Source organism: Ruegeria sp. AD91A, from assembly GCF_003443535.1.
Classification (GTDB): Bacteria; Pseudomonadota; Alphaproteobacteria; order Rhodobacterales; family Rhodobacteraceae; genus Ruegeria.
The window spans coordinates 998,057-1,011,508 of sequence record NZ_CP031946.1; the positions used below are offsets into that span (position 1 = coordinate 998,057).

At 57.0% G+C, this 13,452-nt stretch carries 13 protein-coding genes and 1 tRNA gene; 11 read left to right on the forward strand and 3 right to left on the reverse strand.

Annotation, left to right across the window (positions count from 1 at the left end):
* Nucleotides 1-136: 136 nt before the first annotated feature.
* The 3 genes from D1823_RS05020 to D1823_RS21850 all read left to right on the forward strand — a co-directional run bounded on the left by D1823_RS05020 (nt 137) and on the right by D1823_RS21850 (nt 3,180).
* On the forward strand, nt 137-1,003 hold the full coding sequence (locus D1823_RS05020; RefSeq protein ID WP_117868890.1) for a YihY/virulence factor BrkB family protein: 867 nt from the start codon (nt 137-139) through the stop codon (nt 1,001-1,003).
* On the forward strand, nt 1,000-2,901 hold the full coding sequence (locus tag D1823_RS05025) for a cytochrome c3 family protein (RefSeq protein WP_117868891.1): 1,902 nt from the start codon (nt 1,000-1,002) through the stop codon (nt 2,899-2,901). Before D1823_RS05020 ends, D1823_RS05025 begins: the two co-directional genes overlap by 4 nt.
* A gap of 87 nt (nt 2,902-2,988) precedes the next feature.
* Nucleotides 2,989-3,180, forward strand: coding sequence for a hypothetical protein (locus tag D1823_RS21850; protein ID WP_162896771.1), 192 nt, complete (start codon nt 2,989-2,991; stop codon nt 3,178-3,180).
* On the opposite strand, the gene D1823_RS05030 is transcribed toward D1823_RS21850, so the two are convergent.
* Nucleotides 3,177-3,899: an RlmE family RNA methyltransferase gene (locus tag D1823_RS05030; RefSeq protein ID WP_117868892.1), complete on the reverse strand. Its 723-nt coding sequence runs from the start codon at nt 3,897-3,899 to the stop codon at nt 3,177-3,179. The genes D1823_RS21850 and D1823_RS05030 overlap by 4 nt on opposite strands.
* Nucleotides 3,899-5,011: a Ppx/GppA phosphatase family protein gene (locus D1823_RS05035; RefSeq protein ID WP_117868893.1), complete on the reverse strand. Its 1,113-nt coding sequence runs from the start codon at nt 5,009-5,011 to the stop codon at nt 3,899-3,901. The genes D1823_RS05030 and D1823_RS05035 overlap by 1 nt, the downstream gene beginning before the upstream one ends.
* 180 nt (nt 5,012-5,191) lie before the next feature.
* Here D1823_RS05035 and D1823_RS05040 point away from each other — a divergent pair, with 180 nt between their 5' ends.
* The 6 genes from D1823_RS05040 to D1823_RS05065 all read left to right on the forward strand — a co-directional run bounded on the left by D1823_RS05040 (nt 5,192) and on the right by D1823_RS05065 (nt 10,745).
* Entirely contained in the window at nt 5,192-7,078 is a 1,887-nt protein-coding gene (locus tag D1823_RS05040) for a PhoX family phosphatase (RefSeq protein WP_117868894.1), read from the forward strand.
* Between the two features lie 248 nt (nt 7,079-7,326).
* Entirely contained in the window at nt 7,327-7,623 is a 297-nt protein-coding gene (locus tag D1823_RS05045) for a virulence factor (RefSeq protein ID WP_117868895.1), read from the forward strand.
* 25 nt (nt 7,624-7,648) lie between these two features.
* The gene (locus D1823_RS05050) at nt 7,649-8,575 is read left to right on the forward strand and encodes a methylenetetrahydrofolate reductase (RefSeq protein ID WP_117868896.1); all 927 of its coding nucleotides are present in this window, start codon (nt 7,649-7,651) and stop codon (nt 8,573-8,575) included.
* A gap of 9 nt (nt 8,576-8,584) precedes the next feature.
* Nucleotides 8,585-9,646, forward strand: coding sequence for a methyltetrahydrofolate cobalamin methyltransferase (locus tag D1823_RS05055; protein ID WP_117868897.1), 1,062 nt, complete (start codon nt 8,585-8,587; stop codon nt 9,644-9,646).
* Between the two features lie 126 nt (nt 9,647-9,772).
* Entirely contained in the window at nt 9,773-10,600 is an 828-nt protein-coding gene (locus D1823_RS05060; RefSeq protein ID WP_205511924.1) for a polyphosphate kinase 2 family protein, read from the forward strand.
* Between the two features lie 71 nt (nt 10,601-10,671).
* A tRNA-Gly gene (locus tag D1823_RS05065) sits at nt 10,672-10,745 on the forward strand.
* Between the two features lie 136 nt (nt 10,746-10,881).
* Here the strand turns inward: D1823_RS05065 and D1823_RS05070 are convergent.
* Nucleotides 10,882-11,904, reverse strand: a complete 1,023-nt coding sequence (locus tag D1823_RS05070) for a LacI family DNA-binding transcriptional regulator (RefSeq protein ID WP_117868899.1) — start codon at nt 11,902-11,904, stop codon at nt 10,882-10,884.
* A 134-nt stretch (nt 11,905-12,038) separates the two neighbouring features.
* Here D1823_RS05070 and D1823_RS05075 point away from each other — a divergent pair, with 134 nt between their 5' ends.
* Together D1823_RS05075 and D1823_RS05080 are read left to right on the forward strand one after the other, a co-directional pair.
* The gene (locus D1823_RS05075) at nt 12,039-12,224 is read left to right on the forward strand and encodes a hypothetical protein (protein ID WP_117868900.1); all 186 of its coding nucleotides are present in this window, start codon (nt 12,039-12,041) and stop codon (nt 12,222-12,224) included.
* Nucleotides 12,225-12,247: 23 nt separating this feature from the next.
* Complete coding sequence (locus tag D1823_RS05080; protein ID WP_117868901.1) at nt 12,248-13,393, forward strand: TRAP transporter substrate-binding protein; 1,146 nt, start codon at nt 12,248-12,250, stop codon at nt 13,391-13,393.
* The last annotated feature ends 59 nt before the right edge of the window (nt 13,394-13,452 follow it).

A 13,452-nucleotide genomic window follows, 5' to 3' on the forward strand; every position in this document is an offset into this window, starting at 1 on the left:
TTCCCATCCTGCGTGACCCAATCCTGCACGCGAGGTCTTGTTTATGCAATGCGTTCAGGCGTTTGTTGGCCCTCATTCTCCAAATAGATATTCATGACGGGTTCTGTGTTCTATTTCGGCAGGTTAGGGTTGCCGTATGACCACTGCCGCGAATCCCCTGTTTGGCCGACCAGTTCAGGCGCTTTGGCTGTCGATCCGCCGGTTCAGCAGAAAGAACGGCTTTGTCATGAGCAGCCATGTCGCCATGTCGCTGATGATGGCGCTGTTTCCTTTTGTGCTGTTCACCGTGGCGCTGGCAGGGGCGTTGTCGCAAGGCTATGTCACGGATGAGTTGATTGACCTGATTTTCGGAGCGTGGCCCAAGGATGTCGCCGATCCCATCGTGGCCGAACTGCGGGCCGTTCTGGCCGGATCCGGCTCGGGTGTTATCACCTTGGGTGGTCTGCTAGCGATTTATTTTGCCTCCAACGGCGTGGCCGCCGTGCGTGCAGCCATGAACCAGGCCTACCACGACGAGGACAGTTGGCCATTCTGGAAAACCCGGCTGCTCTGCCTGGTGCTGGTCATTCTGGGCGGGGCGGCCATTTTGATCATCGCCGCGGTCGAGGTGGTTTTGCCAGTCTATACGAAACTGGTGGCCGAACACACAGAAGGTGCCGTGGCCAACTGGTTTTCAGTGGATCGCCTGCGCTGGACGTTTACCGTGGCGGTTCCAGCGGGCACGGTTCTTCTGGCACATCTTGTGCTGCCGACCCGCAGGCACAGCCTGATGCAAATTCTGCCCGGCGTCCTGCTGACTTTGGCCTTGTGGGCGGCCGGTGGATGGGCTTTTTCAATTTATATCAGCCAGTTCGCCACCTACAGCGCCACCTATGCTGGATTGGCGGGGGCTATGGCGGCATTGATTTTCCTGTATCTCTATTCCGCGATCCTGATTTTGGGGGCCGAATACAATGGTGCATTGATTGATCTGCAAAAAGCCTCTGAAGGAGATATGGCATGAGATTTGCCCTGATACTGGCCTGCCTTGCAATCGCTGGCGAAATTCAGGCGCAGACGCCAGAGTATGTAGGTTCAGATCAGTGTACCGACTGTCATCAACAAGAAGCCGAAGCCTGGGCTGGGTCACACCATGCGCTGGCGTGGACAGATACCACTGACGGCGCTCTTGCGGCCGATTTTGACGGAACCCGGTTCGATCATGACGGTATGGCCGTCCAGTTCAAACGTGAGGCAGGCAGGTTCTCGGCCAGTGTAACGGAAAAGGACGGTGTGACGACGGAGTATGACGTTCATTCCGTCGTTGGAATCGAACCCTTGCAGCAATACCTTTTTGAGACTGAACCGGGCCGGTTGCAAAGTTTTGACGTGGTTTGGGATACCGAGCAAAAGCGCTGGTATCACCTGTATCCTGATCAGGACCTGCCGCCTGATGACGGGTTGCATTGGACGGGCCCCTACAAGAGCTGGAACGCGCGCTGCGCCGAGTGTCACGCCACGGGATTCGAAAAAAACTACGATCCTCAAACCAGAACCTACACCTCTCAACAGGTCGAGATCGGCGTCGGGTGCGAGGCCTGCCATGGGCCGGGGTCTGCACATATCGATTGGGTCCAAGAACAGGGGTCTTCAGATGGCCTGGGCGATGCCGGCTTTCTGATGAGTTGGGGCAAAGGGCGGGCCGAAGAAGAAATACAGCAATGCGCCGGATGCCATTCCCGGCGCGAGGCGCATGGCAATGGAAACCCGGTTCCGGGAACCCCGTATCATGATGCGTATAATCTGGCTGTGCTGCGCCCCGGTTCGTATCATCCTGACGGGCAGATACTGGATGAGGTTTACGTCTATGGATCGTTCCTGCAATCCAAGATGTACGCGCAGGGCGTGGGATGCATGAACTGTCACGAACCGCACAGCGCAGAGTTGAAGGCCGAAGGAAATGGAGTTTGCACGCAATGCCATTCACCCGCCGGAAACCCGGAGTTCCCGACCCTTGACCCCAAGGAGTACGACACCCCCGAGCATCACAAACATCCGGCAGACAGCGAAGGGGCGCAGTGCAAAAGCTGCCATATGATCGAGCGAACCTACATGGGTGTCGACGGTCGACGCGATCACAGCTTTCGCATACCGCGACCGGATCTGGGGCTGGGCGTTGATGCCTGCACAGACTGCCATCAGGGCGAAGATCAAGCTTGGGCTGCCGACCAGATAAAGGATTGGTTCCCAGGCTCGCCAAATCGGAGCGCGCATTACGGGACGGTTTTCAAGGCTGCGACCGAAGGGCAGCTCGACACGCCCGAGGGTTTGCTTTCCGTTGCGATGGATGCGTCGCAGCCGGGGATTGTGAGAGCGACCGCCGCATATCTTATGCAGCCGTTTGGATCGCCTGAGATGGCCGCTGTCACGGCGCCACTTTTGCAAGAAGATGACCCGTTGATACGAGCGAATGCAGTGGCGCTACAGCGTCAGGCCAGCGCGACAGATCAGGTGCAAAGACTTGAGCCCTTATTGTCTGACCCTCTGCGAAACGTGCGCATCGCTGCCGCCAAAGAGTTCCTGAGTATTCCTCCGCAGGCTTTGACACCTCAGCAACGGGCTTTGACCGGGAAGGGCATGTCAGAATGGCAGGAGTCGATCTCGAATAGGCTGGATGCCCCGGAAACCCACCTTGTACTGGGGGGCATGGCGTTGACGCTTCGCAACGCTCCTGCGGCGGAACAGGCCTTTCGCGAAGTTGTGACGCTGGACCCGCAGCGGGCCGAAGCGTGGCCCATGCTCGTGCAATTGGTGCAGATCAATCGCGGTCCGGAAGCTGCGCGTGCCGCCTTGCAAGAGGCATTGGACAAGTTGCCCGATGATCCGGCACTGCGGCAATTGTCGCAACAACTCAGCCCCTGAACCGGCATATACGTGCCCGATTTGCTCCATCTTCACGGCAAGATTCCTCGCTAACAACATTTCAGGTGTGCTGATTAGAGGTGATGGATGTCTATTGAAGTGTCAAAGCAGAGAGCAACGGATGTACGATCTATTTCGTTGGCGCAACGTATTGAAGAGTTGCGCAGCCGCGAACCTGTATACCTGACCCATGGTGACACATTGATGTTGCAGGGCATGGCGGCCACGTCGTTGCGCGAACAACGCCTGAGCGGAAATCGCATTCGGTTGGATGATTAAGAATCGCCGCGAAACCCTGTTGCAACAACGAATTTTTCCGAACTGTCCGAGCGTGACGCAGGCGGTTTGACGTTGGCAACTTTCTGAAACTTCTGCTTTAGCAGTTTTTGCAGATCGCCTTCGGCACCACCGGCGAGAACCTTGGCTACGAAGGTTCCGCCTTCTTCCAGAACGTCAAACGCGAAATAAGCTGCCGCTTCACACAGCGCCATGATTCGCAGGTGATCGGTCTGTTTGTGACCAGATGATGCCGCAGCCATGTCCGACATCACTACGTCTGCCTTGCCGTCCAGCCAGTCTTTGACCTTCTGGTCGGCGTCATCTTCCATGAAGTCCAGAACATGGATTTCGGCGCCAGCGACCGGTTCGACCTCTTGCAGGTCAATGCCCAGCACCGATCCGACCCGTTTGCCTGACTTCTCGCCCAGCGCGTTCACCCGCTTGACGGCGACCTGACACCAGCCACCAGGCGCGCAACCCAAATCCACCACGCGCGCGCCGGGCACCAGAAAGCGGAATTTGTCGTCCAGTTCCAGAATTTTATATGCCGCTCGCCCACGATATCCATCGGCCTGAGCGCGTTTTACATAAGGATCGTTCAACTGCCGTTCGAGCCAACGGGTCGAGCTGAGCTTTCGCCCACGTGCTGTTTTGACCTTCACCTTCAGGTCGCGCTGCCCGCGGCCTGAGTTGTTTTTTCCACTTGGTGTCTTCGCCATCAGAACGGTCCGTCTTCCAATACACCGTCCGCGCTCATCTGCGCATACAGCAAACCCTCGCGCAGCCCCCGGTCCGCCACCGAAAGGCGGTCAGTGGGCCAGCAACGGAGCAAAGCCTGCAATATGGCCGAACCGGACATGATCAGGGCTTGCCGGTCTTCACCAATTCGAGGGTCCCGGCGCCGCCCATGAGGGCCGAGTTCTAAATACCCGCGTATGACTTTGTCAATCTGATCGCTGGTCATGCGCAGCCCGTCCACTTTGGTCCGGTCATATCGCTTGAGGCCCAGATGAGAGGCCGCAACAGTAGTGACTGTGCCGCTGGTGCCGACGATCTGAAACCCTACGCGCGCCTGTTCGTCCTTATAGGGTGCAAAATCGGCAAGGTTTTCCTCGAAAAACCAACTCATCAACGCAAAACGAGCGGCGTCATTCTCGACATCATTGAACTGGTCCCGCAGCGTGGCAACTCCCAGCGGCACACTGATCCAATCAACGACCTTTGCTGCCGGAAAGGGGCTGTCGGCAGGGTGAAACCCGTGGTGCAGCCGCATGATTGCTGCTGGCCGGTCGCGACGCGGAACGGACGAGATGTCTATCCAGACCAATTCGGTCGAGCCACCTCCTATATCGACGACCAGCAACTGCTCGGTCTTGGTTGAAACCAGCGGGGCACAGGAAATCACTGCCAGACGGGCTTCTTCCTCGGGCTGAATTATCTCAAGCGTAAGGCCGGTTTCGCGCTTCACCTGCCGGATGAATTCGCGCGAGTTCTTGGCGCGGCGGCACGCCTCGGTCGCGATCAGACGCATCCGTCTGACCTTGTTGCGTTTCAGCTTTTGCTGACAGATTCGCAAAGCCTGAACGGTACGCGACATGGACGCCCGCGACAGCCGCCCGGTGCGTTCCAGACCCGCGCCCAATTGCACGGATTTGGAGAAGCTGTCTACCACATGGAACCCACTGCCCTTGGGCTGGGCGATCAACATGCGGCAACTATTTGTACCCAAATCCAGTGCCGCATAAAGAGCATCCGGATCGGGTCTTGCCGGCGCGGGGCTTTCGACCGCTTTCGGGAACGCGCCCGCACCTTTGGGACGCTTGGGCGCCATCGTTACGCCCTCCGATTTTCGAGTTACCCCGACCCTAGGCGGGGGATTGCCGACGTGCAAGTGATTTCAATTTTGAAATTAACGTGCGTGTCACATGCCGTTCATACTCAGGTGCGATGGGCATTCATGGAACCCTCAGCAGGATTCTTTTCGAGCTTACAGCCAGATATGGAGATTAACATGAAAGACGATCACACCCTTTCCTTTGATGAATACGATGAAATCATAAGCCCGCGACCTGAAGAATGTGACTTTGACCGCGTTGTCGAGCGCGCGTTGTCGCGTCGCGGATTCATGGGTGGCGTCCTGGCGATGGGCAGTTTCGCTGCCGTTGGCGGCTCGATTCTGCCGACTACTGCGCGCGCTGCGGCAGATCGTTTCTCGTTCGAGGCGATTCCGGTTTCGACGGCTGACGAAGTGATTGTGCCTTCGGGTTACAAAGCCGAGGTCATAGTGCGCTGGGGTGATCCGCTGTGGTCGGATGTGCCTGAATTCAATCATGCCACCCGAGGCACGGCAGCCAGTCAGGAACGCGCATTTGGTGACAACACGGATGGCCAGGATGTGTTTTACCACGACGGTCATGTTCTGCTGGTGGTGAACAACGAGTATACCAACCGCGACATTCTTTGGGGCAACAATCCGGACGCCAAGGCAGCATCCGATGACGACGTTGCCAAAGGCATGATGGCCCATGGCGTTACCATTGTGGAAATTGCCAACACAGATGGAAAATGGGGTATCGTAAAGGACAGCCCGTATAACCGCCGTGTTACACCGCAGACCGAGATGACCATCACCGGTCCGGCCGCGGGTCACGACCTTATGAAGACCGCCGCCGATCCGTCCGGCATGACGTGCAAGGGAACATGGAACAATTGCGGAAATGGCATGACACCATGGGGCACGTATCTGGCCTGTGAAGAGAACTTCAATGGTTACTTCTCGGCTGAGGATGAAAACCACGAAACCAGCCCTGAACTGAAACGCTATGGAGTATCGGCAAGCGATTGGGGCTACGGCTGGGCCAAGATCGACGACCGTTTCGACGTGTCCAAAAACCCCAATGAACCAAACCGTGCCGGATATGTCGTCGAGATTGACCCGACCGACCCGACATCGACACCGCGCAAGCTGACAGCGCTTGGGCGCTTCAAGCACGAGAACGCGGAAACCGTAGTCAACAACGATGGTCGCGTCGTGGTCTACATGGGCGATGATGAACGCGGAGAATTCCTGTACCGCTTCGTTTCCGATGGCTTTTACGCAGCCGGGGTGGACACGAATGCGTTGCTTGAGAATGGAACGCTTTCGGTCGCCAAGTTCAACGATGACGGCACCGGTGAGTGGATCGATCTGACACCTGAAACCAGCGGGCTTGCATCGCAGGCCGAGGTTTGCATCCACACGCGTCAAGCCGCTTCGGCCGTTGGTGGCACGACAATGGACCGTCCGGAATGGGTGGCATCAAACCCGAATGCACCCGAAGTCTATTGCTGTCTGACCAACAACAAGAACCGTGGTGTCAAACCGAATGCAGGGGGCGACGATACCTCGGCCAACGGCCCGAACCCGCGGGACAAGAACAATTACGGTCAGATCGTGCGTTGGCGACCGGACGGTGGTGATCATACCGCTGCCGGCTTCGGCTGGGATCTGTACGTGCTGGCAGGCAATCCCACCGTGCATGAAAATGCCTATGCCGGATCCGAGAACGTGAACGCCGACAACATGTTCAATTCACCCGACGGATTGAAATTCGACACCAATGGTCTGCTCTGGATTCAAACCGACGGAAACTATGGCAACGAAGGGGACTTCGCTGGTCAGGGCAATAACCAGATGCTGGCAGGTGACCCTGTCACGGGCGAAATTCGCCGCTTTCTGGTTGGCCCGAATGAGTGCGAGGTCACCGGTCTCAGCTGGTCTCCAGATCGTCGCACAATGTTTGTCGGCATTCAGCACCCGGGCGAAGACGGCAACAGCCACTGGCCTGAAGGCGGTGACTCGGTGCCGCGTTCGGCCATTATCGCCATTATTCGCGAGGATGGGGGTCTAGTCGGTTAAGGCCATTTGACCCATCAATTCATGCCTCGGACGGTTTCTTCCGTCCGGGGTTTTTCTTTTTTATGCAGCGCTTTCATAGTGACGATGAGAATTATGATATGCGCGTTTTCCGGAAAACTGGGTAAAAGCCGCGTACCCTACAGTAGGCGCAAAACGTCGTTTGGAAAGCGCCGTGTGTCGAAAATCGACCGACCCAAGCCTACATTGAAGTTTAGAACCGGCCCATCGGGTTAGGAGGAATCACAGCAATGCCTGACGTCACCATCGTGTATTGGCGCGACATTCCCGCTCAGGTCATCGTCGGCAAAGGCCGTCGTGGCGCAAAGCGGCAGTTGGAAGAACGGTTTGAACAAGCCATCGACCGTGCCGCGATGAAGGTGAACGCCAAGGACAGTGATGCCTATCTGGCCGAATGGCGCAAAGCCGAACCTTTCGCGGTCGAAGGCGATCCTGCCGAGATTGCCGAAGCCGAAGCTGTGCGTCTGGAAACGGAATACGATCAGGACCGCGTCAAAGCGCTGATCGCCAATGACGGTTGGGCATGAGCCCCAGACTTTATGGGAGGCCGAAATGGCTTTGCTGAACTTCAAGAAACGTGATGTGGTCGAAAACGGCCCAGTAAATCCGACCGTCGAAGCCTTTTTGCAGGGCTATTCGATCGAGGTGATGCCGCGCACCGCCGAAAAGGTCGAGGATTTCCGCCCGCTGCTGCCCGAGGGAACGCGCGTGTACATCGCCCATATCGAGGGCACTCCGATCGAGGATATGGTCAAGACCGCCAAGCGGATCGCGGCCGAGGGCTATCCGGTGATGCCGCACTTTCCGGCGCGGATAATCAAAGACGCGGCCACCCTGGAAAACTGGATCGCCATGTACCAGGGCGAAGCAGGTGTCGAACAGGCGTTGTTGCTGGCCGGTGGTGTTGCCAATCCGCACGGCGATTTCGACAGTTCGATGCAGTTGCTGGAAACCGGTCTGTTCGACAAGGCGGGATTCAAGCGCCTGCACGTGGCCGGTCACCCCGAAGGTAACAAGGACATTGACCCGGACGGCTCGACCAGAAACGTCGATGACGCGTTGCGCTGGAAACAGAAGTTCAACGAGACCACGGACGCCGAAATGGCGCTGGCCACCCAGTTCGCATTTGACGCCAAGCCGATCATCGCCTGGGCCGACAGCCTGAAAGAATCCGGAATTGATCTGCCGATCCATATCGGTATCGCCGGTCCGGCCAAGCTGCAGACTCTGATCAAGTTCGCCATCGCGTGCGGTGTTGGCCCGTCTCTGAAGGTGCTGCAAAAGCGTGCCATGGACGTGTCCAAGCTGTTGTTGCCCTACGAGCCGACCGATGTTGTGGCCGAGCTGGCCAACCACAAAGCGGCCAACCCGGATTTCAACATCACCAACCTACACTTCTTCCCACTTGGCGGCATCAAGACCAACGCCAACTGGGCCATCAATAACGGCGGTGCCTCTGCACAGCCTGTAAACTCCTAAGGAACGGACATGACGCGTACAGTCGTAGAATCAAAAACAAAAACAGCCGTCCTGGGCTTTGACGAACCGTTCTGCGTGATCGGTGAGCGGATCAACCCGACTGGCCGCAAGAAACTGGCCGCCGAGCTGGAAGCGGGCGATTTCTCGACCGTCGAGAAAGACGCGCTGGCGCAGGTAGCTGCGGGAGCAACCGTTCTGGATATCAATGCGGGCGTTGTCTATAACTCGAACCCCAATCCGAACGAGACCGAGCCGCCGCTGATGCGCAAGATTGTCGAACTGGTTCAGGGGCTGGTCGAAGTACCGCTGTGCATCGACTCGTCGGTTCCAGGTGCGCTGGAAGCGGGTCTGGCGGCGGCCGAGGGCCGTCCGCTGCTGAACTCGGTCACCGGCGAAGAAGAGCGTCTGGAGCTGGTTCTGCCGCTGGTCAAGAAATACAACGTCCCGGTTGTTGCGATCTCGAACGATGACACCGGTATCTCGGAAGATCCCGATGTGCGTTTCGAAGTGGCCAAGAAGATTGTCGAGCGCGCGGCTGATTTCGGCATTCCCGCGCATGACATCGTGGTCGACCCGCTGGTCATGCCCATCGGTGCGATGGCAACTGCTGGTCTGCAGGTGTTCGCGCTGGTCCGTCGCTTGCGCGAAGAGCTGGGCGTAAACACCACCTGTGGTGCGTCCAACGTGTCGTTCGGCCTGCCGAACCGCCACGGCATCAATAACGCTTTCCTTCCAATGGCGATGGGCGCTGGTATGACCTCGGCAATCATGAACCCTGTTGCCTTGCCTGTAGGGCCCAAGAGGATCGCTGAGAAAAAGGCCGAGATTGAAGCCAAGGGTGTCATTCTGCCTGCGGACATGGATGATGAAACCTTCTGTCAGTTGTTCGGCCTGGGTTCGACCAAGCCGCGCGCGGGTAAGGAAATGGAGGCCATTCGCGCCGCCAACCTGCTGACCAATAATGACCCCCATGGCGGTGAGTGGATCAAGTTCAACAAAGCGCCGGACGAGGCGGGTGCCGCAGGCCCCGCAGGTGGTCGTCGCGGCGGTGGCCGTCGCCGCCGCGCCTGATTGGGGCGGAACAGACTGCAAAGGCCGGGCCCTGTGCCCGGCCTTTTGCATTTGACTCTGATCAATGTCGATTTGCCACAAGGTTTCAGAATACCCTGATCCAGGATGCAACGATCAGGTGCCAGCATGAGAAAACATCATCCCCCAAAGCTCTCAGATGCAGATCTGAACAAAAGGCTGAATAAAAGGAACTATTTCGATCAGCGGATCGAATTGCAGACAAGGTTGGCCAGAATTCAGCAAGCCTTTCTGTTTCACGGGATCAAGGGCGTGTTGGTGTTCGAAGGCTGGGACGCTGCCGGAAAAGGGGGAACCATTCGCCGGATCAGTCAGGCTTTGGACCCGCGCAGCTTCAAGGTCTGGCCCATCGGCGCGCCCCGAAACTACTACCTCAACCGGCATTATCTGCTGCGGTTCTGGGAACGCCTGCCGCCGTCCGGTGCGATTTCCGCTTTCGACCGCAGCTGGTATGGTCGGGTTCTGGTGGAGCGAATTGAAAAACTGACCCCGGAAACGCGCTGGCGGGCCGCGTATCAGGAAATCAATGATTTCGAACGAATGCTGGTTGATGACGGGACCAGGATTGTAAAACTGTTCTTCCACATTTCACAAGAAGAGCAGATGCGCCGTTTTACCGAGCGTCTGACAAACCCGATGAAACGTTGGAAGCTGACTTACGAAGATTTCAGAAACCGTGAAAAATGGGATGTCGCGGAAGTGGCCGTTGACGAAATGCTGGCACGGACGTCGACAGAAATAGCCCCTTGGCACGTGATCCCATCCAACAACAAGAAATATGCGCGGATCGCAGCCATGAAGGCCATTGTTGAAGCGTTTTCACAAGGGGTTGATCTGAACCCCCAGCATCTCGATCGCCGAACTTTGGAGGCGGCGGGCGCCGCCTTGGATGTCGACCAGTCCCTGATCGACAGCCTGCGGGCGCGAACCGAGTAAAACCCTTGATGAAGGTGAACGACGATCTGACTTGATCGTTCGGATGCTCTGATGTTATCTCAGTTGGCGCGGCGGGTATGATGTAATGGTAGCCTGTCAGCTTCCCAAGCTGAACGCGCGGGTTCGATTCCCGCTACCCGCTCCAGCAAAAATCTGTAAGACGTTGTTAATTAGTCAAAAAACAGACGCTTTGCGGCTTCATCGCCGCCTTCGCGGATCTCAGTATCTTTATGATAGCGCGTATTTCGATGGTCCTGTTCAACGGAATGACAAAGCCGGCGTTACCTGTTGAGGCCAAGCAGAGACTCTCTGCCTACGATGTGGGTTGGCAGTTCGACGGATGTGCCGGGTGAGTTGGATTCGATCATCTGTATCAACGCCAAAGCAGCCTTGCGTCCCATTTCACGATGAGGGACATGAACAGTTGTCAGTGCAGGGGCGACGATGCGCGCAAGCTCGATATCATCAAATCCGGTGATGGAGACATCTTCGGGCACCCGAAGTCCCATCTGCTGAGCTTGCCGTACCGCGCCGACTGCCAGAACGTCGTTGCCGCACAAAACCGCGGATGGCGGGCGGTCGCTCGACATGAGGTGCTTGAATGCCTCGGCACCATTTTCAATCTCGTAGGAGGTTTCGGTCACGACCAGATCGTCTTGCGACAGGCCATGTTGGGACATCGCGTCTTTTATACCTTGGATCCGCAAGCGCGCACGATCATTTCCCTTGCTGATGCCGGAAATCGTCGCCAGACGCGTGTGGCCCAATTCGATGATCCTGCTCGCCAAAGCCTCCATTGCCCGTCTGTTGTCAAATCCAATCGAAGGTATGGGTTTGTCCGGCAGGAAGGACCACGCAACCAGGGCCGGCACTTTCTGCCGTTCGAGATAGTCGTAGATTTGCTGGTCACGGTCGTGCCCGATCAGCAGAAGCCCGTCAGCACCCCGGGCAACCAGTGTTCGGATCTGATCTTCTTCTGCGGCCGGCTGGTAGGCTGAGCTGGAGACCAGCAAGGTGTAGCCCTGTTTGTGGATTTCCTCTTGAAACGCCTGCAAACCCCTTGCAAAGATTGCGTTTTCCATTGTCGGGATGATAGCGCCAATAGTGAAAGAACGCCGAGCGGCCATCACACGCGCTGCAAAGTTCGGCGTGTAGCCCAGGGAATCTACGGCAGATAAAACACGTTTTCGCGTTGCCTCGACAACCTGTTGCGGGGTGTTCAGGCACCGCGACACGGTGGCAGTTGAAACGCCTGCTGCCTTGGCAACGTCATCCAGCGTCGGTGCGGACCGATGTTTTGACATTCTCGAACTCTCAATTTCGGTTCGCCTAAGTTAGTCGCATTTCTCCAAGGATGAAAGCGTTTATGTAAGCGCTTGCATTTTTGATGTAAGCGCTTACAAAGACAATTGAGCCGATTCTGAAGGGGGTCCCGGAAATGTATCTCGCTGCATCAGTCATTGTTTTTGCGATCTATTTCGCAAATGTCGCTTTGGGTGCTTTTGCGAACAGTGCGTTTCTTGGTGACGTTGGAGAGATGTTGGTTCTGTTCGCGGCCTCGATCTTGTTCGTTGTCGCAATTCTGAAAAAGGAAGCTGACCGGAACGCAAAAGACGGCAGCTGAACTTTTGCTTGGGAGGGCAATTGATGAAAACCGACAAGACCGAACTTGCATCGGCCGAGCGCCGCAATTTTCTAAAACTGAGCGCCAGTGGCGCATTCACGGCCGCATTAGTCGCCGGGGCAGGGGGCGTTTTGTGGTCTTCTGAGGCTGCCGCGCAGACCGCGAAGGAAGAGAGCGAGCGAGAGAAGGCCGCAGACCACGTGATGACGGTGGCCACGGCCTATGTGCTTGGCGCGTCGCGCAGCTATCCGATCATGCAGCTGGATCTGAAGGAGAACATTCAGAACGCCACAAACGGAAAGGTCTATGTCAAACTGGCCCCCGGCGGTCAGCTTGGTGCGGGTGGCGCACTGGTCCAGAAGGTGCAGGGCGGCACCATTCAAGCAGCGCAGCATTCGCTGTCAAACTTTGCGCCATTCGCGTCGACAGTCGACCTGATCAACATGCCGTACCTGTGCGGCTCGAACCAGCGTTTTACCAACCTTGTTCATTCTGACACGTGGAAAAAAGAGGTTCACCCCAAGGTCGAGGCCGCAGGATTCAAGGCTCTGTTCTATGTAAACATCGACCCGCGCGTCGTTGCGGTTCGTCAGGGCGGCAATGCAGTGCTCACTCCCGGTGATATGAGCGGGATCAAGTTCCGCGTGCCGGGATCGAAGATGCTGCAACAGTACTATCGCATGGTCGGTGCCAACCCGACGCCCGTAGCCTGGGGCGAGACCCCGTCGGCCATCAAGCAGGGCGTTGCGGACGCGCTCGATCCATCGGTTGGCGCGCTCTATGTCTTTGGTTTCAAGGATATCCTCAGCCATGTCACCTTCACTCAGGCGGTCCCGGATAGCCAAGTTTATTCCTGTAACCTGGAATGGTTCAACTCGATGCCCGCCGATGTACAGGAAGGCATCATGTGGGGGTCGGAAATGACCAGCCATCAGAACCTGTCCAAGGTTCCGTCGGCTCGGGCTTATGCGATGGCCGAGCTGAACAAGGCAGGGGTGCAGTTCCACTCGCTGAGTGACGATCAACTGGCGGAATGGCAGGATGCAGGCGGGTATCAGAACGCCGACTGGGATCCGTTCAAGACGGAACTGGCCGGATCGATGGACAACTTCGAGAAACTTGTCGAAGCGGCCGGCACTCAGGGCAAATACTACGTCCACGACGCCTAAAGCCAAACCGGTGGACGCCTGACGGGCGTCCACGACCTTTTCTTGCAGTCAGCCCGACA

Coding starts and splice junctions, on each gene's coding strand:
- D1823_RS05050 (WP_117868896.1), top strand. CDS start 7,649: ATGGCTTTGCTGAACTTCAAGAAACGTGATGTGGTCGAAAACGGCCCA.
- D1823_RS05030 (WP_117868892.1), bottom strand. CDS start 3,899: ATGGCGAAGACACCAAGTGGAAAAAACAACTCAGGCCGCGGGCAGCGC.
- D1823_RS05025 (WP_117868891.1), top strand. CDS start 1,000: ATGAGATTTGCCCTGATACTGGCCTGCCTTGCAATCGCTGGCGAAATT.
- D1823_RS05020 (WP_117868890.1), top strand. CDS start 137: ATGACCACTGCCGCGAATCCCCTGTTTGGCCGACCAGTTCAGGCGCTT.
- D1823_RS05040 (WP_117868894.1), top strand. CDS start 5,192: ATGAAAGACGATCACACCCTTTCCTTTGATGAATACGATGAAATCATA.
- D1823_RS05080 (WP_117868901.1), top strand. CDS start 12,248: ATGAAAACCGACAAGACCGAACTTGCATCGGCCGAGCGCCGCAATTTT.
- D1823_RS05045 (WP_117868895.1), top strand. CDS start 7,327: ATGCCTGACGTCACCATCGTGTATTGGCGCGACATTCCCGCTCAGGTC.
- D1823_RS05055 (WP_117868897.1), top strand. CDS start 8,585: ATGACGCGTACAGTCGTAGAATCAAAAACAAAAACAGCCGTCCTGGGC.
- D1823_RS05035 (WP_117868893.1), bottom strand. CDS start 5,011: ATGGCGCCCAAGCGTCCCAAAGGTGCGGGCGCGTTCCCGAAAGCGGTC.
- D1823_RS05070 (WP_117868899.1), bottom strand. CDS start 11,904: ATGTCAAAACATCGGTCCGCACCGACGCTGGATGACGTTGCCAAGGCA.
- D1823_RS05060 (WP_205511924.1), top strand. CDS start 9,773: ATGAGAAAACATCATCCCCCAAAGCTCTCAGATGCAGATCTGAACAAA.
- D1823_RS05075 (WP_117868900.1), top strand. CDS start 12,039: ATGTATCTCGCTGCATCAGTCATTGTTTTTGCGATCTATTTCGCAAAT.
- D1823_RS21850 (WP_162896771.1), top strand. CDS start 2,989: ATGTCTATTGAAGTGTCAAAGCAGAGAGCAACGGATGTACGATCTATT.